This window comes from Amycolatopsis regifaucium (assembly GCF_001613935.1).
Lineage (GTDB): Bacteria > Actinomycetota > Actinomycetes > Mycobacteriales > Pseudonocardiaceae > Amycolatopsis > Amycolatopsis regifaucium.
Map to the genome: position 1 here is coordinate 119,287 of NZ_LQCI01000023.1, position 21,757 is coordinate 141,043.

Genomic DNA, 21,757 nt, shown 5'->3' on the forward strand with positions numbered 1-21,757 from the left:
ACCTTCCTCGCCCCGTCTAGGTCCGCGGTCGCGGCGAAGGCTTGAAGTCCGGATCGTCCTTCGGCGAAGGCGAAGGCGAAACACCAACCGGCACGAGCCGACGACGTCCCGGCATCGCGGCCACCAGGACCACACCGAGCAGCAGCATCGCGGTGCCCGTCCAGAACATCGGCACCGTGTCGTAAGCGGCGTTGGTGTAGGCCAGGTTCTTGACCGGGCCCTTCGGCGCCGCACCACCGTTGTTGCCCGCGGGCGGCGGAGTCGCCGTGCCGCACTCGACGCCGCCGGCGGGCGCGTACGCCCGGGCGATCTGCTCACCGAGCGAAACCTGGGCCAGCGACGAAGGCAGCTTCTTCGCGACCTCCGGCGAGAGCGCCTTCTGCAGCGCGGTGGTGGGCAGGATCTGCAGGTCCAGGAGTCGCGCGGAGGCGCCCATCTGGAAGCCCTTGAACGGCGAGGTCATGTCGCTCGACTTCTGGTTCAGCCCGGCGATCGACAGCTTCAGCACCCCGATGTCGAGGGTGAGCCCGTTACCGGCCTCGCCGCCCGGGAGCTGCTTCGTGGCACCGTTCACCAGTTCGGCGAGCCCGCCGACGACCGGCACGTTCTTCAGCTGCTCGAAGCCGGGAACCTGCTTGAGCGTCGGCAGCGGGATGCCGATCGGGATGTCCTTGGTGGGATTGTGCGCGTCGAGGGTGAACAGCACCTTGTCGCCACGCATGATCTGCAGCACCGGAGCGCTGTACTCGACCTTCGACGTCTTCTTGTCACCGGTCGAGGTGACCCGCAGCGTCGGCTGGCTGGCGACCTTGATCGTCAGGCCGAGCGGCGTGCCCTTCAACAGTTCGATGCTGGCCGCCTGCAGGGTCGACGTCGATTCGACGGCCTTGTTCTTCGAGCCGGGGATGTCGACCAGCCGCACGACCGACCGCGACGACAGCGTGTTCGGCAGGCTCAGCACCGCGCCCTTGCCGTCACCGCCGGCGCTGTTCCCCGAAAGCAGGTCGCCCAGGTTCGCGAGCGGGCCGGGCAGGCCGGCGAGGCCCGCCTTGAGCTGGTCGCTCGCCTGAGTCAGCTGCTCGGCACCCGGCAGGTTCGGGATGGTCGGCAGCAGCGAGAGGTTCGCGATCGACGTGCTCGAGTCGGCGATCGTGCCGACGCACGGCCCGAGCGTGGGGCTCCAGCGCGCGTGCGCCTCGCCGTTGAGCAGGCCGAGGTTGAACAGCGGATTCTTCGGCGCGTTGAGGCCGCCGCTGATCGGCTTCGGGTTGTCCGGCAGCGCCGTCTGCACGAGGCTGCCCGGTGTCTGCGGCGCGTTGCCGGCGGCCGACAGACCGAACGGCGACGACTGCGCGATCGACTTCTCGTAGTTCAGGTAGGCCTCGGAGTTGGCCTGGGCGCTGGAAAGCCCCATCCCGGCTTCGAGCGCGGACTGCTTCGGCAGCATCTCGCCCGCGCCGGGCAGGATCGCGCTCGTCGGGACGGCGTTGGGCAGCAGCCGCAGCACGCCGAGCGCCGCTCCGGCGTCACCGACCGCCTTGCCCAGCGGCTGCGGCCCGATCGGCGCCGACATCGGCGGCTGTCCCGGGTTCGCCGGATCGGGGATCGGCGTGGTGGGGATCGTCTGGGCCGTCGCCGGAGCCGCGGTCAGCAGAAGCAGGGCCGCGGCGGCCGGAAGCGCCAGCACACGGGGCAGTCGTTGCCGCATGAACAGGTCCTCCAGTGGGGATGGGCCGATCTTGGGGGACTGAGACCGGCGTCATAGGACCTTAACGACGGTGGCCCTGGAAGGTGACGTTCAAGCCTCCGCTACACTTGTCTCCGTCATCGGGTGCGAGCCCGGTGTCCGCCGCCTTAGCTCAGTCGGCCAGAGCGATTCACTCGTAATGAATAGGTCAGGGGTTCGATTCCCCTAGGCGGCTCCGCAGGTCAGGGCCTCATTCGGGCAAACCGGATGAGGCCCTGACTCGTTTCCGGGACAGCTCGGCACCGGGGGCGAAGTTCACCCGTTGGTGTCACCCTTGAGAAACATCCGCGACAGCGAGGTGCCGACGCCGGTGAGGTGCTCGACGAGCGTGTCCGCGTCCGCGTCGAGCAGGCCGGAGCGCCACGCGAGCATGATCTCGACGAACCCGCCGATGCCCAGCAGGACGTTGACCCGGAACTCCAGCCCGTCCACGTCCGGCTTCAGATGCGGCCGCGCCAGTTCGATCAGCAGGCCGGTGGTCTCCTGGACGGTCTGCCGCCGCAGTTGCTCCAGCACCGCGCTGCCCGCGTGGTCACCGAACAGGATCTGCGCCCGCGCCGGCTCCTCCTGGACGTGATGCACGACGACGTCGAGAGCGGCCCGGAGCTGTTCCAGCGCGGGCTTGTCGATGTGCGCGGCCACGGCGTCGAGGACCATCCGCAGGGTCTCGTCGCGGACCTCTTCCCACGCGGTGGCGAGGAGTTCGTCGCGGTTGGCGAAGCTCTCGTAGAAGTACCGGTCCGTCAGGTTCGCCCGTGCGCACACGCCCCGCATGGTGACCGCCGCCCAGCCTTGTTCCTGCCAGATGTCCAGGGCGGCGCCGAGCAGGGCCAGCCGTCGTTCGGCACGGCGCTCGTCGGCGGTTTTGCCGCTGTAGCGGCGGGACGTGGTCACCCCTCCATCTTGACAGCAGGTGCCCTCAGATTCATTCTGAGGGCATGCGACCGCAGAATAGCCTGCGCCTTACCCGCAGCGGGGTGGCCGCCGCGCTGACGTCCGCTTTCGTGCGGCCGATCGCCTCGGCGATCCCGGCCAACCGCGCCGGGATCGTGTTCTCCCGCGGCTTCATTTCAGGCAGTTTGTGGCTGGCTTCCCCACCGTTGAAGGGCAGCCGAGTCGAGCCCGGCGTCCGCGGCGAGTGGGTGTGCGGTCCCGGAGTGACCGACGGCGACGCCGTAATCCTCTACGTCCACGGCAGCGGGTACGCGCTCTGCTCGCCCCGCACGCATCGCGGGCTGACCACGCGGGTCTCCGCCGGCACCGGGTTGCCGGTGTTCGCCTGCGAGTACCGCCTCGCGCCCCGGCACCGGTTCCCGGACGCCGCCGACGACGTCCGCGCGGCCTACGACCGGCTCGTCGAGCAAGGCCACGAGCGCATTCTCGTCGCGGGCGACTCCGCGGGCGGGCATCTCGCGGTCGACCTCGCCGCGCAGCTCATCCGGGAGCACAAGGCGCCCCCTGCCGCGCTCGCGTTGTTCTCGCCGCTGTTCGACGTGACGTTCTCCTTGGCCGCCGAGCGGGAACGCATGCGGCCCGATCCGATGATCTCCGCCGCCGCGGCCGCCCGGCTGGTCGGTCTGTACACAGTGGACGCCGATCTCGCGTCGACGCGGCTGCGGTTCGCCTTCGACGACATCAAGGGCTTCCCGCCGACGCTCATCCAGGCGGGCGGCCTCGAAATGCTCGCCGCGGACGCCATCGAACTGGCCAGGGCACTGCGCCGCGCGGGGGCGGACTGCGAACTGGACGTGGTCCCCGGTCAGATGCACGTCTTCCAGGCGCTGACCCGGTTCGTCCCGGAAGCGCGACCCGCGATGGACCGGGCTTGCCGGTTCCTGACCGAGAATCTCCCGGCGATCGAGAGGGCGGCATGACGAAACGGACCCACGGAGCGCATGCCGTCGTCACGGGCGCGGGGAGCGGGATCGGAAAGGCGATCGCGGCCGAGCTCGTGCGGCGCGGAAGCCGCGTCATCTGTGCCGACATCGACCTCGCTTCCGCCGAGAGAACCGTGACGGAGCTGAAATCCCAAGGCGGTGAAGCGGTCGCCGTCGCCTGCGACGTGTCCACTGTGGATGAAGTCGGCGAGCTGGCGAACCAGGCCCGTTCGTGGCTCGGGCGCGACCCCGACCTCGTCGTCAACAACGCCGGGATCGGCGCCGGTGGCAAACTCGTCGGCGAGAGTCCGCTGTCCGATTGGCGGCGCACCCTCGGCGTGAACCTCTGGGGCGTGATCCACGGTTGCCACACCTTCGTCCCCGCCATGCGCGCGGCGAAGGCGGGCGGTGTCATCAACGTCGCCTCGGCCGCCGGGTTCACCGCCGCGCCGAGAATGGCCGCTTACAACGTGAGCAAGGCCGGGGTCGTCAGTCTTTCGGAGACGCTCGCCGCGGAGCTGTCCGGCAAAGGTGTCGCGGTCACCGTGCTGTGCCCGACTTTCGTGCGTACCAACATCTTCGGCGGTGAACTCATCGACGCCGAAGCCCGCGGCCTCGCGCAGCGTGTCTCCGATCTGGTCGGGTTCTCACCCGAGCGGGTCGCAAAGATGACGCTCGACGCCCACGACCGCGGGCGCCTGTATGTGGTGCCGCAGCCCGACGCTCAGCTTCTCTGGCACGCCAAGCGGTTCGTGCCCGTCCCCTACACGCGGATCGCCGGTCTCCTCGGCCGGTTCCTGCCCGCCGAAAAGGAGAAGTGATGGCCTACGACTTCGACGCGATGCTCCAGACCATCAAGGACAAGCAGTGGTCGCTGGCCGACATCGACTGGGACGCGCCCGGCGCGGAGACGATGACCGACGAACTGCGCGCCAAGATGCGGCCGTTCATGGCCGATCTGGTGTGGATCGAGCACGTCGGCGCCCGCGGGTTCGCCTCGCTGGCCAAAAAGGCACCGACGCCGGTGATCCAGGAGATCTACCGCTACTTCCACGCCGAGGAACAGAAGCACGCCAACGCCGAACTGGCGTTGATGAAACGCTGGGGCATGCTCGACGAGCACGGGTCGATGCCGGAGCCGAACATCAACGTCAAGCTCGCCATCAAGGTCCTCGACGACTACGGCGACACGTTGCCGCTGACGGCCCTGGCCACGCTCATCCCGCTGCTGGAATGCGCGCTGGACGGCGCGCTGGTGAAGTTCCTGCTCGAAGAGGTCTCCGATCCGGTGTGTCATCAGGTCTTCCGGCATATCAACTCGGACGAGTCGCGGCACATCACGGCCGACTTCGAGGTGCTGGAACTGATCGGGGCCGGCTCGACGACCAGACTGCTCACCGAATCGATCGGCTCGCTCAAACCGCAGATCGTCCTGGGCCTGATCGTGGTGTTCGTGCCGCTGATCAACAAGATGCGGGACAACATCGTCGCGATGGGGCTGCCGGAGAAGAAGCTGTACAACGCTGTGAAGCGGTTTTCCACCATCGGTGGCCGCGGCGAGTTCACCAAACGCATCCCGGCGTATCACGTGCTCAAGGCGCAGGCGGCGATGATCGTCGACCGTTCGCACGTCTACCACCGGCTGCTCGCCGACCCGATGGTGAAGGTGACCCGCCTGATCCCCGCGCGACTGCTGGGCAAACCGCAGTCGTGGACCGAGGAGATCACCCACGAACCGGTCGCGTCATGACGATAGGCGAATTCCGGGGCGAGGTGCTGCGCGGCACCGAATGGTTCGGGCACGACTTCGCGGGGCAGCGGGTCGCCGTCGTCGCACCCGGCCGCGAGGCCGCGCAGATCGTGCCCGAGGTGGCGGCCACCGCGCTTTCGGTGAAGGTGTTCCAGGAGGAACCGGACTGGGTGGTGCCGATGCCGGTACCCGGACCGAGCGTCGTCGGCATCGCCGTCGCCCGGGTTTTCCTGCGCTGGCAGGTGAAAGATCCCTGGATTCGCAGGCTGCTGACGCCCGACCGACGGTTCGGCTCGCGACGGACGGCGGCGGGAATCGGTTACTACGGCGCGCTCAAACGGCCGGGCTGCAAGCTCATCACCTGGCCGGTCTACGCCTTCGCCGCCAACGGGATCCGCACCGCCGAGGGCATCGAGCACCAGGCGGACGTCGTCGTATTGGGCGCGAGTTCGCTGTTCGCCAAGGAAGGACTTCCCGCATGACCACGCCCGACCACGAGATCGCGATCATCGGCGGCGGCTTTTCCGGCATCGGTGCCGCGATCCTGCTCGACAAGGCGGGATTCGCCGATTTCCTGATGCTGGAGGAGGGTGACGGCGTCGGCGGCGCGTGGCACTGGAACACCTATCCCGGCGTCGCCGTCGACATCCCGTCGTTCAGCTACCAGTTCTCGTTCGAGCAGATCTCCGGCTGGTCGCGGGTCTACGCGCCGGGCCGTGAACTGAAGGCCTACGCCGACTACTGCGTCGACAAGTACGACATCCGCCGTCGCACCCGACTCGGGTCGAAGGTCGTCGGGGCCACCTTCGACGACGAAACGCACTTGTGGCGCTTGGAAACCGCCGAGGGCTGGTCGATGACGGCACGGTTCGTCGTCGGCGCCACCGGCGTGCTCACCCAGCCGAAACCGCCGGACATCGACGGCCTCGCCGACTTCCGCGGCACGGTCATGCACACCGCCCGCTGGGACCACGGCGTCGACCTGCGCGGCAAACGCGTCGCCGTCGTCGGCACCGGGGCGTCGGCCGTCCAGGTCATTCCGTCCATCGCGCCGGAAGCCGGCCATCTGACGGTGTTCCAGCGGACGCCGATCTGGTGCCTGCCCAAACCCGACGCCGTCCTGCCCCGGCCCGCGCGGCTCGTGCTGCGGCGGCTGCCCGGCGCGAAGCTCGTGTCCCGGCTGGCCAGTCAGGCGCTGGTCGAGGTGACCTTCCCGCTGGCCGCGCACTTCCACAACCTCCTGCCGACCGCGGGTGCGGGGGAGCGGATCGGCCGCGCGCATCTGCGCCGCGCGGTGAAGGATCCCGTGACCCGCGAGAAGCTCACGCCGCGATACGCCTTGGGCTGCAAGCGGCCGAGCTTCTCCAACGACTATCTGCAGACGTTCGACCGCGACGACGTCACGTTGGAGACCACGGGCATCGACGCGATCACCGAGACCGGTGTGCGCACCGTCGACGGCACCGAACACATCGTCGACGTCTTGGTGCTGGCGACCGGGTTCAAGGTGTTCGAGAAGGGCAACATGCCGGCGTTCACCGTGCGCGGCTCGGGCGGCGTCGATCTGGAAAAGTTCTGGGAGGAGAACCGGTTCCAGGCCTATCAGGGCGTCAGCGTCCCCGGCTTCCCGAACTTCTTCACCATTCTCGGGCCCTACGGCTACAACGGTTCTTCGTACTTCAACCTGATCGAGACGCAGACCGCGCATATCGTCCGGTGCCTGCGCAACGCCCGCAAGACCGGCGCCACGCGGGTGGAGGTCACGAACGAGGCCAACGACCGGTACTTCCAGCGCATGCTGGACCGCCGCAAGCATCAGGTGTTCTTCCAGGACAGCTGCTCGCTGGCCAACAGCTACTACTTCGACGCGAACGGGGACGTGCCCTTCCGCGCCTCGCCCACGCTCGAAACGATGGTGACGAGCCGGTTCTTCGACCTCGACGACTACGCCTTCGCGGACGGTCGGTGACCCCTGGGTCGGGTTGGTCTTAGGTACCTACTCGTCACCTGCGGTCTTGCTCGCGTGAAGTACATGATGGCCCCCTTCCTTGCGCCTAGCGCAAGGAAGGGGGCCATCATGTACTGGGAAAGGTGTGAAGGTCGAGTTCCACGCGCTGCTGAACCACCCTTGGCTAGCACCCGAATCGCCACTCACGACCACCTGGACCGAGATCAGGCTGGCGGCTTCAGCGTGACGACGGTGGCGCTGGTCTCGCCGCGCGGCGTCCGGTACTTGATCTCGTCACCCTCCTTGGCGCCCACGAGCGCGAGGCCGAGCGGGCTGTCCGAGGTGACCGTGGAGGCGTCGGCGTCCTCACCCGGGATCGTGACGATGTGAAGCTCGTCTTCGTCGCCGTCGGCGAACCTGAGGGTGACGGTGGTGCCGTCGGGCAGCAGGCCCTTGCTGTTCCGGCCGCCGTGCTCGAGTTTCGCGGCGACGTCGGCGATCCGCCGGTCGAGGTAGGCGGCGGCCTCCGCCCGGTCCAGCACCTCCGCCTGGTCGGCCGCGTCGCCGGTCCGTTCCTGCGCGCCGACGAGCGGCGCCATCGCGTCGCGCTGCGCACGCAGATCGGCGAGTTCCTTTTCCAGCTGCCGGCGTGCCGCCGGGCTGAACCCGTTGTCCCCTGTGGTCACCATGCCGCGCATTGTCCGCTACAGAACGGCCGCGAGCCACCTCGATTTTTCACCCGCTGTGATCGTCCAGGACGCCTGCCCTAAGCTTCAGGTCTCCTGTCCTGACTACTTCATGTAAGGAACTTCGTGACCGCCGTTCCCGGCCGCAGCGCGCGGCTCTCCCCCAACCAGCTGCAGAAACAGGAACAGATCGTCGAAGCGGCGCGGATCGTGCTGGCCAGGGACGGGCTCGCCGGCTGCACCGTTCGCGCGATCGCGGAGGCCGGGCCGCTCACGAAGAGTGCGATTCATTACTACTTCGCGGACATCGACGTCCTGATCGACCGGGCGATGGCGGCGCACATCACAACGTTCACGGCCGATTTGCGCAAAATCTCGGCGAAGCACGATCACCCGGATGAGCGGCTCTTCGCCGTGCTGGAGGCGTTCCTCGCCGAGTTCTCCGGCCACCCGAACGCCGCCTTCCTCTGGTTCGAATACTGGATCGCCGCGAGCCGCGCGCAGCACCCGCAGGCCATCGACGTCATGCTGACGTCGATCACCGAACTGCTCGCGGAGTTGCTCGCGCCGTTGGACGTGGAGGACCCGCGGGCACGGGGGAGGGCGCTGCTGTCCTATCTGCTCGGCGCCATCGTCCAGCAGCGTGTGCGGCGGCGGCCGTTCGCCGCGCTGCGCGGCGACATCGAAGCGCTCTGTTTCGCGAACTACGGCTAGAAATACGCATTAGATCCGTACCGTTACGGATTGTTCGGTCCGTCCGGCTCCGGCCATGGTGGGGTTCCCTTCCCTTGCCCCACAGCTAGGAGACGACGATGCGCATAAGACGGTGCATGGCCGCGGCGATCGCGGCCGTCGCGGCGTTCACCATCCCGGTCGCCGCGAGCCCGGCGACCGCCGACCAGCAGGCCGAAGACGCGCAGGTCCAGATCTACGAGGTCTTCGGGACCGGCACCGCGCAGCAGCGCACGCAGATCTCCCGGCTGGGTGTCGACGTCCTCGGCTCCGCGGGCGGCAGCACGACGTTCATCGGCGAAGCTTCCGACGCGGCGAAGGTCCGCTCGCTCGGCTTCCGTGTCGAGCAGCGCGGTGTCGTCGACCGTTCGCCCCAGGTGAGCACGAACGCGATCAACGACTTCCCGCCGTCGGATTCCGGCTTCCACAACTACGCCGAGGTCACGACGGAACTGCGCAACGCGCAGACCAATTACGGTTCGATCGCGCGGCTGAGCAGCGTCGGCAACTCCTACCAGGGCCGCGCGTTGAACATGCTCAAGATCAGCGACAACGTCGCGACCGACGAGAACGAGCCCGAAGTCCTCTTCACCTGCAACCAGCACGCGCGCGAGCACCTCACCACCGAGATGTGCCTGCGGATCGTGAACCGGTTCACCCAGGGCTACGCCTCCGACCCGGCGATCAAGCGCTTCGTCGACAGCACCGAGATCTACGTGATCCCGAACGTGAACCCGGACGGCTCGGAGTACGACATCTCCGGCGGCAGCTACAAGTACTGGCGCAAGAACCGGCAGGGCAACGGCACCGACCCCAACCGCAACTGGGGTTACAACTGGGGCTGCTGCGGCGGTTCGTCGGGCTCGACGACCAGTGAGACCTACCGCGGTCCCTCCGCCTTCTCCGCCCCGGAGACCAGGGCGGTGTCCAACTTCGTGAACTCGCGCAAGATCGGCGGCGTCCAGCAGATCAAGGCGAGCATCGACTTCCACACCTATTCGGAGCTCGTGCTGTGGCCGTTCGGCTTCACCTACAACGACACCGCGCCCGGGATGACCGCGGCCGAGGCGCAGCGTTTCCAGACGCTGGGCAGGCAGCTGGCGGCGACCAACGGCTACACGCCGCAGCAGTCGAGCGACCTGTACATCACGGACGGGACGATCGACGACTGGATGTGGGGCACGCACAAGATCCTGAGCTTCACCTTCGAGATGTACCCGCGGGGCTCCAACCCCGGCTTCTACCCGCCCGACGAGGTGATCGTCCGGGAGACCACGCGTAACGACAAGGCCGTGGACCTCCTGCTGAACACCGCCATCGGCTGACGCTCCAGAGTTCCGTGAAGGCCTCCTTCCCTACTCTCAAGGTAGGGAAGGAGGCCTTCACGGACTTTCGGCATAGGGTGCGAGGCATGCCGATGTTCGAATTCGAGGGGCACCGTCCCCAGGTGGATCCCGAAGCGTGGATCGCCCCCACCGCCACCCTGATCGGCGACGTCGTCGTCGAGAAGGGCGCTTCCGTCTGGTACGGCGCCGTCCTGCGCGCCGACTTCGGGCGGATCCTCATCCGTGAGGGCGCCAACATCCAGGACAACTCGGTCATCCACGTCAACGGCGGCGTGACCGAGGTCGGCAAGAACGTCACCGTCGGGCACCAGTGCCTCGTGCACGACTGCACGATCGGCGAGCAGGCCCTGATCGGCAACGGCTCGACCGTGCTCGACAAGGCGCAGATCGGGGCGAAGGCCCTCGTCGCGGCCGGTGCCACGGTGACGCCCGGCATGATCATCCCGCCCGAGACCGTCGCCATGGGCAGCCCGGCGAAGAAGCACGTCCCGCTCGACGGGACCGCCCGCGGCTGGGTCGAGCACAACGCGGTGATCTACCAGGAGCTGGCGCGCAGGCATGCGGAGAGCGTCAAGCAGATCGATTGACTCTCCAGTAACTGGAGACCTTAGCTTCGGTCGCATGGCACCGAAGTCGAAGAAGAAAACACACCAGGCGACTCTCGAGCTGACCGCGGGCGACGCGCCGGTGGTCGACCTCGGCAAGACGCTCGGCCAGACCGGCGTGAACCTCGTCGAGGTCAAGAAGGCCTACGACGCGGCGACCGCCTCGCAGCGCGGCGACATCGTCCCGGTGGTCGTGTCGGTGTTCGAGGACCGCTCCTTCGAACTCCGGCTGAAGACGCCGCCCGCGTCGTTCCTCATCAAGAAAGCCTTGGGCGGCAAGGGATCCGGCCGTCCGGGGCACGAGGTCGCCGGGAAGCTCACGCAGGATCGGCTGCGGGAGATCGCCGAACGGAAACTGCCGGATCTCAACACCGGCGATCTCGAAGCGGCCATGCGCACGATCGCGGGCACCGCCCGCTCGATGGGCGTCGCGATCGAAGAACCGTGACGCGCAAGCACGTGATCGTGCCGCCTTTCCGCGACCTCGACCCGGCACTCGGGGTCGCGGAAAGGCTGCTGGCACAGGGAAATCCGTGGCTCGCCGGGGTGGCGGCGGCACTGCCGGACGAAGACGCGGCCGCGGACCGGCTCAACCGGATCCTGGCGGCGAACGGTGCGGCGCCACGGCTTTCTCGCACCGGGAACACTTGGCGCTTGGTGCAGGTGACGTCGTGGCCGGGCTGCGGCGACCTGGTCGCGGCCGCTTCCGGGCTGGCCGAACTGGTCGCGTTCGGCGGCTGGCGGCGCCTCAAACGCTGCGCCGTCTGCGCACAGGCGTTCTGTGATCGCACGGCGGGCTGCAGCCGCCGTTGGTGTGCCGGACATCGTCCGCATGCCGAGTCCCGCGCGAGCGGAGTGCACTAGTCTGGTGTGCACCAGCGACTGGCGCCATTTGAGGTGGAGCACCACCGGGAAGCGACGACAAGGCCGGTACCGCGCGCCTGGGTCCGGCCGTCTCTGGCAGGAGTACGTCCGATGACACACCAGCCCGCACTTTCCGCGCTCGCCGCCGCCGACCCGCAGATCGCGGGACTGGTCGAGGACGAGGCGAAACGCCAGCACGACAAGATCCGCCTGATCGCGTCCGAGAACTACGTCTCCCAGGCGGTGCTGGAGGCGACCGGCACCGTCCTCACCAACAAGTACTCCGAGGGCTACGCCGGCAAGCGGTACTACGAGGGCCAGCAGCTCATCGATCAGGTCGAAAATCTCGCCATCGAGCGCGCGAAGGCCGTCTTCGGCGTCGACCACGCCAACGTCCAGCCGTACTCCGGCTCCCCGGCGAACCTCGCGGTGTACCTCGCTTTCGCGCAGCCGGGCGACACCGTCCTCGGCATGGCGCTGCCGGACGGCGGCCACCTCACGCACGGCTGGAGTGTCTCCGCGACCGGCAAGTGGTTCACCCCGGTCCGCTACGGCGTCCGCAAGGAGACCGGCCGCGTCGACCTCGACCAGGTGCGTGAACTCGCGCTCCAGCACCGGCCGAAGCTGATCTTCGCGGGCGGCACCGCGATCCCGCGCACCATCGACTTCCCCGCGTTCGCGGAGATCGCCCGTGAGGTCGACGCCGTCCTGGTCGCCGACATCGCGCATATCGCCGGGCTCGTCGCGGGCGGCGCGCACCCGTCGCCGGTCGGGCACGCGCAGGTCATCACCACGACCACGCACAAGACACTCCGCGGTCCGCGCGGCGCGATGATCCTCTCCGACGCCGACCACGCGAAGGCCGTCGACAAGGCCGTGTTCCCGGGCCTGCAGGGCGGCCCGCACAACCACACGACCGCGGCGATCGCGGTGGCGCTCGGCGAGGCGCGGAAACCGGAGTTCGCCGAGTACGCCCACGCGATCGTGGCCAACGCGAAGGCGCTCGCGGAGGCGTTGACCGAACGCGGCTACGACCTCGTGTCCGGTGGTACCGACAACCACCTGCTGCTGATCGACCTGAGCAACAAGAACGTGCCGGGCAAACCCGCCGCGCAGGCGCTGGACCGCGCCGGGATCGAATTGAACTACAACACCGTGCCGTTCGACCCGCGCAAGCCGTTCGACCCGTCGGGCATCCGGCTCGGCACCTCCGCGATCACCACCCGCGGGCTCAAGCCGGAGCACCAGGTACAGGTCGCGGACTGGATCGACCGCACGATCACCGCGGCGGCGGCCGAGGAACAGTCCGCTTTGGACACCATCGCCGCCGAGATCCGCGAATTCCTCACGCCTTTCCCGATCCCGGGTTACTCGGCCTAGCCGAGGCGTGGCGCTTCCGGTGCGGGTGGCCGGGTTGGTCATGAGTGGCGATCCGGGTCCTGGCCAAGAGTGTTTAGGCACCTACCGCGGGTGAACCCGGTAGCCGCCTGGCCGTGAGGGACTCCTTGGGGACTTGTCTTTGGTTACCCATTGGTGTGGGGCTTGTGCGGGTTGCCGATTCCCAGGTCGTGATCAAGGTGTGAGACGGGGCGGCGATGCCAGCGGGGTCAGGCGTAAGTACCCAAATGCGGGACTCAGAGTCCTGCAGGAGTCCTCCACACCTTCCCCAGTACATGATGGCCTCCTTCCTTGCGCTAGACGCAAGGAAGGAGGCCATCATGTACTTCACGCCAGCGAAGCCGCGGGCCACGAACAGGTACCTAAGAGACTTCGCTCTAACCCGAATCGCCACTCGCGACCACCTGTACCGAGCACCCAGCTCACGCCCCCTCGCCGCAAGCAGTCGACTAATCGCGGCGGAACGCGAAGGGGCCCTTCACCACGTCAGACGCGGTGAAGGGCCCCTTCGATGCAGAGAACTAGTGAGCCGCGGGACCGTCGATGGCCTCCTTGGCCAGCCTGTCGGTCTCACGCTCCAGCGAACGCTTGATCTCGGCCTCGGCGTCGGCACGCCCGACCCAGGACGAACCTTCGACGCTCTTGCCCGGCTCCAGGTCCTTGTACACCTCGAAGAAGTGCTGGATCTCGAGCTTGTGGAACTCGTTCAGGTGGTGGATGTCGCGCAGGTGCTCCAGGCGCGGGTCGTTCGTCGGGACCGCCAGGACCTTGTCGTCCGGGCCCTTCTCGTCGGTCATCCGGAACATGCCGATCGCGCGGCAGCGGATCAGGCAACCCGGGAAGGTCGGCTCCTGGACGAGCACCAGCACGTCGAGCGGATCGCCGTCCTGACCGAGGGTGTCGTCGATGAAGCCGTAGTCGGCGGGGTACTGGGTGGCGGTGAACAGCGTCCGGTCGAGTTTGATCCGACCGGTCTTGTGGTCCACCTCGTACTTGTTGCGCTCCCCCTTGGGGATTTCGATAGTGACGTCGAATTCCACGCCGGCCTCGCTGCTCTCGTCTTTGGTACGCCCCGCCGTCGCGACGGCTCACCGAAATCATGGTCTTTGTCTTCACTAGTGTGGACCACGGGGGCTCGGGCGGTCGCATCGATGTGGCCGTATGTGAGCTTGGCCCCTTCCCCGGGCGGTGGATGAAGGAGTGTTGAGTGCCGGAAAACGATGACCCGAGGTGGCCGTCGGACGACAAGGACACCTCATCCACCGAGCCCAAGGGTGCCGAAGGGAACGGCGAGTCCACCGTCTGGCTGCCGATGTCGGGCCAGGCGAGCGGCAAGACCGAAGAGCTGTCCGTGCCGAAGGTCACACCCGAAAGTGGCGGCTGGTTCCAGCCCGTGGTCGAGGTCGAGGACGAACCGGACGTCCCCGAGACCCCCACCCCGCGGTGGTCGGCCTTCGCACCGGTGACCCCGGTCGAGCCGAAGGAACCCGAGGAGCCGAAGACGCTCTTCGTCAAGCCCGTCCAGCAGCAGCGTCAGGACGAACCGGACTGGGACCAGTTCGACCGGAGTACCCGCACGCCGTCGCGTGATCCCGAGCCGAGGCCCGAGTCCCGTCAGGAGCCCCAGCGCCAGGAGCCGCGTCTGGAGGAACCCCCGGCGCCTTCGCCGCGAGAGCCGGAGCGCCGTCCCGAGCAGAACCGGGTCGAGCCACCACGTCCGGCGCCGGTCCCGTCGGCGAGCATGCACGCGCGGCCGGTCCGCATCGAGCCGGCCGAAGAGCGCTTGGACGCCGAAGCCACCGTCGGGATGCGGCAGCCCGAACCGCCCTCGGAGAAACCCCCGGCCGCCGAGACCGACACCGAGGCCGCGCCCCCGCCGAAGCCGAAGAAGCGCAAGCGCAAGGTCCTCGTGATCACCACCGTGGTCGTGGTGCTGCTGCTCGCCGGGCTGGGCGGGGCCGCCGCGATGCCGAAGGTGTCGAACCGGCTCGGCCTGCCTTGGGCGCCGAACGCGCCGAAGGGCGACATCCCGAAGCCCGCCGGCGTCACCCGCGTCCTGCACGGTCCGGACGTCAACGGCTCCGGGCCGACGAAGGAAGGGCTCGCCGCCGCGCTCAAGGGCCCTGCGGGTTCCGCCGACCTCGGCACGCTCACCGGCACCGTCGTGGACGCGGCGACCGGTGATGTCCTTTGGGACAAGAACTCCGCCACCCCGCTGACCCCGGCGTCGACCACGAAGCTCCTCGTCGTCGCGGCCGCGCTGCTGTCACTCGACCACGGGATGCAGATCTCGACGAAGATCGTCCAGGGCGCGGATCCGAGCACGGTCATCCTCGTCGCGGGCGGCGACCCGACGCTGACCTCGCTCCCGCTGGGCACCGACTCGCCGCTGTACCCGGGCGCCGCCCACGTCGACGACCTCGTCGCCCAGGTCAAGAAGGCCTCCGGCGGCAAGATCTCCAAGGTCCAGCTCGACGCGAGCCTGTTCAAAGGGCCGACGGCCGCGGTGGGCTGGGATCCCGAGGACACCGCCGCCGGGAACACCTACATGGCGCCGGTCGTCCCGGTGATGGCCGACGGCGGCCGCACCGATCCGAAGAACGACCACTCATCCCGCGTCGCGAATCCGGCGATGGCGCTGACCCAGAAGATCGCCGGAAAGCTCGAAGCCCAAGCGGGCGGTACGGCGACGGCGCCGAAGGACGCGAAGGTGCTCGGCGAGGTCAAGTCGCAGCCGTTGACGGAGTTCGCCAACTCGCTGCTGCAGCTTTCGGACAACATGCTCGGCGACGCCCTCGCCCGCCAGATCGCGCTGGCGAAGGGCGGGGAGCCGTCGTTCGCCGGTGGCGCGACCGCGACGATGGAGGTGCTGAAGCAGGCCGGTTTCGACCTCACCGGTGTCCAGCTCAACGACGGCAGCGGGCTGTCCGACCAGAACAAGATCCCGGCGAAGGTGCTCAGCGAGATCCTCGCCGTCGCGGCGGCGCCGGACGGGCAGGATCCGAGGACGGCCAAACTGCGGCCGATGCTCGCCGGGCTCCCCGTCGCGGGTGGCAGCGGGACGCTGGAGAAGCGCTACAGCGATCCTGCGTCGTCGGCGGGCCGGGGCTGGGTGCGCGGCAAGACCGGGACACTGTCCGGGGTGAACACCCTGGCCGGCGTGGTGCTCGACACCGACGGCCGGATGCTGGTGTTCGCGCTGATGTCGTCCGGTTCGGACCAGAACAAGGGCAGGGCCGCGCTCGACGTCGTCGCGGCGACGCTGCACAAGTGCGGCTGCCGCTGAGCGCACGACCGGAATCGGAGCGTGAGGAAGTCGCGGCTGAATTCGGCCTTTCAGCGGGTAGCGTCATAAGAGTGACTGAGGAAGCGCCGACCAAGACACGTTCAATGGTCGACTGGTCCCTGGCCGCCTCGACGGGTGCCCTCCTGGTGCGCGGCGGCCCGGTGGTCGATCGCGAAGAGGCCGAAGCAGCCGTCGCCGATCTGCGTGAGCTGACCAGCGAGGCGGAAGGGCACGTCCGTGAGCTGACCGGGCTCGGCCTCGACCTGCCGCTGCTGTCCGCCGAGGTCGTCGACAGGCCCGGCTGGGTCCGCTCGGCCGCGTCCGGGCTCGACGCGCTCACCGGCCGCGCGCTGCCGCAGGCGCAGGGCGGGCCGCTCGGGCCCGTGCTGGCCTCCGGCGCCGGGGTGCAGACCGGTCTGGTGCTGGCGTTCCTCGCTTCCCGCGTACTCGGCCAGTACGACCCGTTCGGCGGGCCGGACCGCCGTGGCCGGCTGGTACTCGTCGCGCCGAACGTGGTCGCCGCCCAGCGCGCGATGGACGTGCCGGGGCACGACTTCCGGCTGTGGGTCTGCCTGCACGAATGCACCCACCGGCTGCAGTTCACCGCGGTCACCTGGCTGCGCGACTACTTCGCCGACGAGGTCGAGCGCCTGATCGGCGGACTCGCCGGCCGCGACGCGGACGGGCTGAGCGACCTGGTCGGGCGGCTGCCGGACACCATCAAGCAGATCGGCAAGGGCAAGACGGGCGGTGCCGGTCTCGCCGAACTCCTGCAGTCGCCGAGCGAACGCGCGGTGTTCGACCGGCTCCTCGCCCTCTCCACGTTGCTGGAGGGGCACGCCGACTTCGTGATGGACGCCGTCGGGCCGCAGGTCGTGCCGAGCGTCGAGCTGATCCGGTCGCGGTTCACCGCGCGGCGCAAGGGCGGCGGGCTGATCGATCGGGTACTGCGCAGCCTGCTCGGGATCGACGCGAAGATGCGTCAGTACGAACAGGGCGCGAAGTTCACCAAGCACGTCGTCGATGCCGTCGGCATGGACGGCTTCAACGCGGTGTGGACGTCGCCGAACACGCTGCCGACCAGGGCCGAGATCACCGATCCGGCGGCCTGGGTACGGCGTCTGCACGGGTGAGCGGGCCGGATCCGGCGATCGCGGCCGTGCGGACGGCCGTGCGGGACTTCCTCGCGTCGGCCGACGCCGGTGGCGAGGTGTGCGTCGCCGTTTCGGGTGGTGCGGACTCGCTCGCGCTCACCGAAGCGGCCGCGTTCACCGGCTCCCGCGCCGGGCTGAAGGTGCGGGCACTCGTCGTCGATCACGGCCTCCAGGACGGCTCCGCCGAAACCGCGGCGAAGGCGGCGAGCACCGCTCGTGAACTGGGCGTCGACACCGCCGAGGTCCTCACGGTGAAGGTGGTGGGCGCGGGCGGTCCGGAAGCGGCGGCCCGCCGGGCCCGGTACCGCGCGCTGCGTTCGGCGCTGCCGGAGGGACACGGCCTCGTCCTCCTCGGCCACACCCTCGACGACCAGGCGGAAACCGTGCTGCTCGGCCTCGGGCGGGGTTCGGGACCGCGCTCGCTCGCCGGCATGCGGCCGCACGACCCGCCCTGGGGACGACCGCTGCTCGGCGTCACCCGCGCCACCACCCGGCAGGCGTGCCGCGCGCTCGGCGTCGACCCCTGGCAGGACCCGCACAACGAGGACCCGCGCTTCACCCGTGTCCGGTTGCGTACGGAAGTACTACCCCTCCTGGAGGAGGTGCTGTCCGGCGGAGTCGCGGCCTCGCTGGCCCGCACGGCGGCGCAACTGCGCGAGGACACCGAGGCGTTGGACACACTCGCCGGAGACGTCTACCTGCGTGCCTTCACCGAGGACGGGCTCGACATCGCGGTGCTCGCCACCGAGCCGCCCGCGCTGCGACGGCGTGTCCTCCGCAGGTGGCTGCTGGACTCCGGCGTCCGCGAACTCACCGACGCCCACCTGCGTTCGGTCGACGCGCTGGTGGGGAACTGGCGGGGTCAGGGCGGAGTCTGGCTACCCGGCGACTTGGTGGCCGGGCGGGCGCATGGCAGGCTCTCGGTGTCAGCACCCCATTCCACCACCTAGAGGGGAACCTCCCGTGTACGAAGGCGAGATCGCCTCCGTGCTCGTCACCGAGCAGCAGATCAACGACAAGATCGCCGAGCTGGCCGCGCAGGTCGCCGCGGATTACCCGGCCGACGGACCCGGCGCCGGGCAGGGAGACCTCCTGCTCGTCGGGGTGCTCAAGGGCGCGGTGATGTTCATGACCGACTTCGCCAGGGCACTCCCTCTTCCCTCCCAGCTCGAATTCATGGCGGTCTCCTCCTACGGCTCGGCGACCTCGTCGTCGGGTGTGGTGCGGATCCTCAAGGACCTCGACCGCGACATCGCCGGCCGCGACGTGCTCATCGTCGAGGACATCGTCGACTCCGGGCTCACGCTGTCCTGGCTTCTGAAGAACCTCGCCAGCCGCAACCCGGCCTCGCTCGAGGTCGTCTCGCTCCTGCGCAAGCCGGAGGCGGTCAAGGTCGACGTACCGGTCAAGTACATCGGGTTCGACATCCCCAACGAATTCGTCGTCGGATACGGCCTGGACTACGCGGAGCGTTACCGGGACCTGCCCTACATCGGCACCCTGGATCCGCACGTCTACACGTCGTGAGAACCGCTTGCCCGCGGCCGCGGAAATGCGGAACCCTGAGCACCGGGAACGCGTCATAGGCAGCGTTCGAGTGCGTTAACCTATGCGAAGACCAATGCCGACGCAGCCGTGTGGCCTGGCCCGGGGGAAACGGAGAGAGCTCAGATGGGGAACAGCAGCTTGGCGGACGTGAACGCGTTCAAGAACGCCGCGGCCCAGGGTCAGGTCGGGATCGACCCGGACGCGGCCCAGACCGTCCTGAACAAGATCCGTACCGGCAAGGACGCCATCGAGGCGCTGCTGAACCGGTCGGGGGACCTGGGGCAGGCGCCGAAGCTGGGTGACAACCCGGTCGGTCACGCCATCGCCGCGAAGGTCGCGAACCGCGCCGACGGCGGAGGCGACTCGTACGCCGCCGCGCTCCAGAACCTGTACCAGCAGTACGAGGCCGCCGAGTCCGGCATCGTGACCGCCATGGCGCGCTATCACGAGATCGACCAGGACGCGGCCCGGCCGTTCCGTAACGTCTGAGGGGGAGTCAGAAAGCCATGCCACCGAAGCACAGCGCCGACTCTTACGGCGAGAGCAGCAGCACCCCGGTCCAGCTGGGCGACAGCGGGCAGTCCGAGAACATCGTCGCGTCCGCCCGCGGCCGTTCGGACGGCTTCGAGGTCGGCGCCGACCGCGTCATCACGAACCCGCCGAACTGGGAGAACGCCCCGACCAGCCAGGACCTGTGGAACCAGGCCAACATCGGCAACGACCCCAGCACGGCGACCGCGCTGAGCCAGACGTGGAGTTCGCACGGGAGCCAGCTGAGCCAGGCATCGAACGACCTCTACAACGCGATCTCCGAACTGGGCGCCGCCTGGATCGGCCAGGGCGCGGCGAGTGCGCAGGGCGCGCTGGTCGCCATCGCGAACTCGGGCTCGCAGGCCTCCGAAGCCGCGGTCACGATGTCGGACAGGCTGCAGAAGCAGGCCGACGCCGCGACCAAGGTCAAGCTGATGCCGAAGCCCACCGACTACAGCCCGGAGAAGGCGATGGGCCAGGCCCTCGCCGCGGGCCCGCTCGGCATGGTCACCGACCAGAAGCCCCTCGCCGACCAGGACAAGGAAGTGCGGGCGGAGCAGGCCAGGTTCCTCGAGGCCTACACCAAGGAGATGAGCGAGGTCGACAGCTCGACCCCGAGCTTCGGCCCCGAATCCCTCGGCATGAAGCCGACGGCCACGCACAACAGCGCCTCGTTCAGCGGTGTCGGCAACGTCGGCGGCGGCATCAACCCCGGCGCCGTCTCCGGCACCCCCGTCCTCGCCGGCACGCACGGTTACGGCGGCGTGCAAGGCGCCCAGCACGCCGCGGCCGTCCACGGTGGACCGGACTCGGGTGTGTTCTCGCAGGCCGGTTACACGCCCGCCGCACCGGCTTCGGGTGTCGCGGCCGGACCTGGTGCCGGTGTCTCCTCCGGCTCCGGTGTCCCGATGAGCTCGCCCGCCCCGTCGGCGGGCGGTGGCAACGGCCTCGGCCAGGCACTCACCGCCGCAGCGCTCGGTGGTGGCCTCGGCTACGCCGGTGCGAAGGCGCTGGGGCAGGGCAACAAGTCCGGTGCCAAGGAGACCGACAGCACCGACGCCGCGGCGACCGACAACGCGCCCGCGCAGAGTGCCGCGTCCCAGGCCGTTCCGCAGCAGGGCATCGTGTCCTCCAGCGGCACCATCGGTGGCGCCGCCACCCCGCCGATGCAGGGCATGGGCGGCGGCATGGGCATGGGCGCGCAGGCCGAACAGGAAGAGGAGCACACGCACGCGTCGTTCCTCATCGAGCCGGACCCGGACGACGCCTTCGGCGCCAACGAGGCGACCCCGCCGCCGGTCATCGGGGCCTGGACCGAAGACGACGATCGCTAGAGCGGTTTTCACCGGGCGCGCGGCCGAACCGGCCGCGCGCCCGCTGACCTGTATGGGGGCGTTTCATGGCGAACGGTGAACTGCTCGCGGCAGTCGAAATGGACTTCCTGTGGGAGGGCGCGAACGTCGGCGAGCTGCCGTACCCGCTGCGGCTCCGCTCGCACGGGGCGACCGTCGACGAGCGCGGCGCCCTGCGGCAGCAGGTACTCCAGTCGCTGAACCAGCGCCGTCTAGCCGACGAGCGCGGGCGGCCCGAACCCCACATCGAAGACTTCTTCGGCGTCCTCGCGAGGCCGGATCTGAGCCTGGACTGCGTCCAGCTCAACAACCCCAACACCGAACCGCTGCTCGCGGTCGCGTCGATGCTCGGCGGCCAGGGCCTGCTGACGGTTCAGGATCCGCGCGGTTTCCACTTCCACCCCATCGCCCCGGACGGCCTCGCGAGCGCGATCGTCTCCCTCCTGCCGCCGGGTTCGCGCGGTACGGAAAAGTCGATCACCCTCCCCTTGGACGGACTCGTCGGCGCTTCGGGGGCGGACTTCCTGCAGCGGCGCCAGCCGCAGGTCGACGGCCGGGCCACCTCCGACGAGGACCGCAAAGCCCTCTCGCGGCTCCAGGCCCAACCGCGGCTGCGCGGGGGCCAGTTCGGTGCCAACGCGCGCAGCCGTCACGGCACGCGTAGCCGATCCGCCGTGCTGAGCTGGTTCGACACGCAGTCGGGCCGGTACTTCACCCAGGCCACGCGCGGCTCCGACGGCCGGGACTGGATCACCGTCGCGCCCGCGGACCCGGCGACCCTGCGGCACCGGCTCACGGAAATGCTGGGGAAGATCGCTTCTGAAGCTTCTGTCGCGCTTTAAGTATCTCTCGCGTGCCATGAAAGGTCCTTTCCTTGCAGAATTTGCAAGGAAAGGACCTTTCATGGCGTTCTTTGCTCCTGGTCGGCGGCTG

At 68.9% G+C, this 21,757-nt stretch carries 22 protein-coding genes and 1 tRNA gene; 19 read left to right on the plus strand and 4 right to left on the minus strand.

Features of this window, described 5'->3' with window-relative positions:
• Window positions 1-16: 16 nt before the first annotated feature.
• On the minus strand, window positions 17-1,708 hold the full coding sequence (locus AVL48_RS22025) for a hypothetical protein (RefSeq protein ID WP_143104957.1): 1,692 nt from the start codon (window positions 1,706-1,708) through the stop codon (window positions 17-19).
• A gap of 140 nt (window positions 1,709-1,848) precedes the next feature.
• Between AVL48_RS22025 and AVL48_RS22030 the strand changes: the two genes are divergently transcribed.
• Window positions 1,849-1,922: transfer RNA gene (locus AVL48_RS22030), tRNA-Thr, on the plus strand.
• Between the two features lie 80 nt (window positions 1,923-2,002).
• Here AVL48_RS22030 and AVL48_RS22035 read toward each other — a convergent pair.
• Entirely contained in the window at window positions 2,003-2,641 is a 639-nt protein-coding gene (locus AVL48_RS22035) for a TetR/AcrR family transcriptional regulator (protein ID WP_061985601.1), read from the minus strand.
• A 44-nt stretch (window positions 2,642-2,685) separates the two neighbouring features.
• Between AVL48_RS22035 and AVL48_RS22040 the strand changes: the two genes are divergently transcribed.
• Genes AVL48_RS22040 through AVL48_RS22060 form a run of 5 tightly spaced genes read left to right on the plus strand, consistent with a single transcriptional unit; the run spans window position 2,686 to window position 7,343 of the window.
• Window positions 2,686-3,621, plus strand: coding sequence for an alpha/beta hydrolase (locus AVL48_RS22040; protein WP_177242361.1), 936 nt, complete (start codon window positions 2,686-2,688; stop codon window positions 3,619-3,621).
• Window positions 3,618-4,445 carry an SDR family NAD(P)-dependent oxidoreductase gene (locus AVL48_RS22045; protein ID WP_061985597.1) on the plus strand — a complete coding sequence of 276 codons (828 nt, stop codon included), beginning with the start codon at window positions 3,618-3,620 and terminating at the stop codon, window positions 4,443-4,445. Before AVL48_RS22040 ends, AVL48_RS22045 begins: the two co-directional genes overlap by 4 nt.
• Window positions 4,445-5,374, plus strand: coding sequence for a hypothetical protein (locus AVL48_RS22050; RefSeq protein WP_061985595.1), 930 nt, complete (start codon window positions 4,445-4,447; stop codon window positions 5,372-5,374). The genes AVL48_RS22045 and AVL48_RS22050 overlap by 1 nt, the downstream gene beginning before the upstream one ends.
• On the plus strand, window positions 5,371-5,856 hold the full coding sequence (locus AVL48_RS22055; protein WP_061985593.1) for an NAD(P)/FAD-dependent oxidoreductase: 486 nt from the start codon (window positions 5,371-5,373) through the stop codon (window positions 5,854-5,856). Before AVL48_RS22050 ends, AVL48_RS22055 begins: the two co-directional genes overlap by 4 nt.
• Complete coding sequence (locus tag AVL48_RS22060; RefSeq protein WP_061985591.1) at window positions 5,853-7,343, plus strand: flavin-containing monooxygenase; 1,491 nt, start codon at window positions 5,853-5,855, stop codon at window positions 7,341-7,343. The genes AVL48_RS22055 and AVL48_RS22060 overlap by 4 nt, the downstream gene beginning before the upstream one ends.
• 203 nt (window positions 7,344-7,546) lie before the next feature.
• On the opposite strand, the gene AVL48_RS22065 is transcribed toward AVL48_RS22060, so the two are convergent.
• Window positions 7,547-8,011, minus strand: coding sequence for a GreA/GreB family elongation factor (locus AVL48_RS22065; RefSeq protein ID WP_061985780.1), 465 nt, complete (start codon window positions 8,009-8,011; stop codon window positions 7,547-7,549).
• A 123-nt stretch (window positions 8,012-8,134) separates the two neighbouring features.
• Between AVL48_RS22065 and AVL48_RS22070 the strand changes: the two genes are divergently transcribed.
• The 6 genes from AVL48_RS22070 (at window position 8,135) to AVL48_RS22095 (ending at window position 12,935) form a co-directional block, all read left to right on the plus strand.
• Window positions 8,135-8,722: a TetR/AcrR family transcriptional regulator gene (locus AVL48_RS22070; RefSeq protein ID WP_061985589.1), complete on the plus strand. Its 588-nt coding sequence runs from the start codon at window positions 8,135-8,137 to the stop codon at window positions 8,720-8,722.
• 116 nt (window positions 8,723-8,838) lie between these two features.
• A complete protein-coding gene (locus tag AVL48_RS22075) occupies window positions 8,839-10,065 on the plus strand; it encodes a M14 family metallopeptidase (protein ID WP_061985587.1) in 1,227 nt (408 codons plus the stop codon).
• Window positions 10,066-10,151: 86 nt separating this feature from the next.
• A complete protein-coding gene (locus AVL48_RS22080; RefSeq protein ID WP_061985585.1) occupies window positions 10,152-10,673 on the plus strand; it encodes a gamma carbonic anhydrase family protein in 522 nt (173 codons plus the stop codon).
• 34 nt (window positions 10,674-10,707) lie between these two features.
• A complete protein-coding gene (locus tag AVL48_RS22085; RefSeq protein WP_061985583.1) occupies window positions 10,708-11,139 on the plus strand; it encodes an uL11 family ribosomal protein in 432 nt (143 codons plus the stop codon).
• Window positions 11,136-11,555: a CGNR zinc finger domain-containing protein gene (locus tag AVL48_RS22090; RefSeq protein ID WP_061985581.1), complete on the plus strand. Its 420-nt coding sequence runs from the start codon at window positions 11,136-11,138 to the stop codon at window positions 11,553-11,555. The genes AVL48_RS22085 and AVL48_RS22090 overlap by 4 nt, the downstream gene beginning before the upstream one ends.
• Before the next feature lie 111 nt (window positions 11,556-11,666).
• Entirely contained in the window at window positions 11,667-12,935 is a 1,269-nt protein-coding gene (locus AVL48_RS22095) for a serine hydroxymethyltransferase (protein ID WP_061985579.1), read from the plus strand.
• A gap of 539 nt (window positions 12,936-13,474) precedes the next feature.
• On the opposite strand, the gene AVL48_RS22100 is transcribed toward AVL48_RS22095, so the two are convergent.
• Window positions 13,475-13,993, minus strand: coding sequence for an inorganic diphosphatase (locus tag AVL48_RS22100; protein WP_037318389.1), 519 nt, complete (start codon window positions 13,991-13,993; stop codon window positions 13,475-13,477).
• A 167-nt stretch (window positions 13,994-14,160) separates the two neighbouring features.
• Between AVL48_RS22100 and dacB the strand changes: the two genes are divergently transcribed.
• The 7 genes from dacB (at window position 14,161) to AVL48_RS22135 (ending at window position 21,666) form a co-directional block, all read left to right on the plus strand.
• On the plus strand, window positions 14,161-16,239 hold the full coding sequence (dacB, locus tag AVL48_RS22105; RefSeq protein ID WP_061985577.1) for a D-alanyl-D-alanine carboxypeptidase/D-alanyl-D-alanine endopeptidase: 2,079 nt from the start codon (window positions 14,161-14,163) through the stop codon (window positions 16,237-16,239).
• Window positions 16,240-16,343: 104 nt separating this feature from the next.
• Window positions 16,344-17,372 (plus strand): zinc-dependent metalloprotease, encoded by a 1,029-nt coding sequence (locus tag AVL48_RS22110; RefSeq protein WP_061985575.1) that lies wholly within the window; start codon window positions 16,344-16,346, stop codon window positions 17,370-17,372.
• Window positions 17,369-18,343, plus strand: a complete 975-nt coding sequence (gene tilS / locus AVL48_RS22115; RefSeq protein WP_061985573.1) for a tRNA lysidine(34) synthetase TilS — start codon at window positions 17,369-17,371, stop codon at window positions 18,341-18,343. The genes AVL48_RS22110 and tilS overlap by 4 nt, the downstream gene beginning before the upstream one ends.
• Window positions 18,344-18,356: 13 nt before the next feature.
• Entirely contained in the window at window positions 18,357-18,920 is a 564-nt protein-coding gene (gene hpt, locus AVL48_RS22120) for a hypoxanthine phosphoribosyltransferase (protein ID WP_061985572.1), read from the plus strand.
• 144 nt (window positions 18,921-19,064) lie between these two features.
• Window positions 19,065-19,430 carry a hypothetical protein gene (locus tag AVL48_RS22125; protein WP_061985570.1) on the plus strand — a complete coding sequence of 122 codons (366 nt, stop codon included), beginning with the start codon at window positions 19,065-19,067 and terminating at the stop codon, window positions 19,428-19,430.
• Window positions 19,431-19,447: 17 nt separating this feature from the next.
• Window positions 19,448-20,806, plus strand: a complete 1,359-nt coding sequence (locus AVL48_RS22130; RefSeq protein ID WP_061985568.1) for a WXG100 family type VII secretion target — start codon at window positions 19,448-19,450, stop codon at window positions 20,804-20,806.
• A 65-nt stretch (window positions 20,807-20,871) separates the two neighbouring features.
• Entirely contained in the window at window positions 20,872-21,666 is a 795-nt protein-coding gene (locus AVL48_RS22135; RefSeq protein ID WP_061985566.1) for an ESX secretion-associated protein EspG, read from the plus strand.
• Window positions 21,667-21,757: the final 91 nt, after the last annotated feature.

Coding starts and splice junctions, on each gene's coding strand:
- AVL48_RS22025 (WP_143104957.1), bottom strand. CDS start 1,708: ATGCGGCAACGACTGCCCCGTGTGCTGGCGCTTCCGGCCGCCGCGGCC.
- AVL48_RS22040 (WP_177242361.1), top strand. CDS start 2,686: ATGCGACCGCAGAATAGCCTGCGCCTTACCCGCAGCGGGGTGGCCGCC.
- AVL48_RS22045 (WP_061985597.1), top strand. CDS start 3,618: ATGACGAAACGGACCCACGGAGCGCATGCCGTCGTCACGGGCGCGGGG.
- AVL48_RS22050 (WP_061985595.1), top strand. CDS start 4,445: ATGGCCTACGACTTCGACGCGATGCTCCAGACCATCAAGGACAAGCAG.
- AVL48_RS22055 (WP_061985593.1), top strand. CDS start 5,371: ATGACGATAGGCGAATTCCGGGGCGAGGTGCTGCGCGGCACCGAATGG.
- AVL48_RS22060 (WP_061985591.1), top strand. CDS start 5,853: ATGACCACGCCCGACCACGAGATCGCGATCATCGGCGGCGGCTTTTCC.
- AVL48_RS22065 (WP_061985780.1), bottom strand. CDS start 8,011: ATGGTGACCACAGGGGACAACGGGTTCAGCCCGGCGGCACGCCGGCAG.
- AVL48_RS22075 (WP_061985587.1), top strand. CDS start 8,839: ATGGCCGCGGCGATCGCGGCCGTCGCGGCGTTCACCATCCCGGTCGCC.
- AVL48_RS22080 (WP_061985585.1), top strand. CDS start 10,152: ATGCCGATGTTCGAATTCGAGGGGCACCGTCCCCAGGTGGATCCCGAA.
- AVL48_RS22085 (WP_061985583.1), top strand. CDS start 10,708: ATGGCACCGAAGTCGAAGAAGAAAACACACCAGGCGACTCTCGAGCTG.
- AVL48_RS22095 (WP_061985579.1), top strand. CDS start 11,667: ATGACACACCAGCCCGCACTTTCCGCGCTCGCCGCCGCCGACCCGCAG.
- AVL48_RS22110 (WP_061985575.1), top strand. CDS start 16,344: ATGGTCGACTGGTCCCTGGCCGCCTCGACGGGTGCCCTCCTGGTGCGC.
- AVL48_RS22125 (WP_061985570.1), top strand. CDS start 19,065: ATGGGGAACAGCAGCTTGGCGGACGTGAACGCGTTCAAGAACGCCGCG.
- AVL48_RS22130 (WP_061985568.1), top strand. CDS start 19,448: ATGCCACCGAAGCACAGCGCCGACTCTTACGGCGAGAGCAGCAGCACC.
- AVL48_RS22135 (WP_061985566.1), top strand. CDS start 20,872: ATGGCGAACGGTGAACTGCTCGCGGCAGTCGAAATGGACTTCCTGTGG.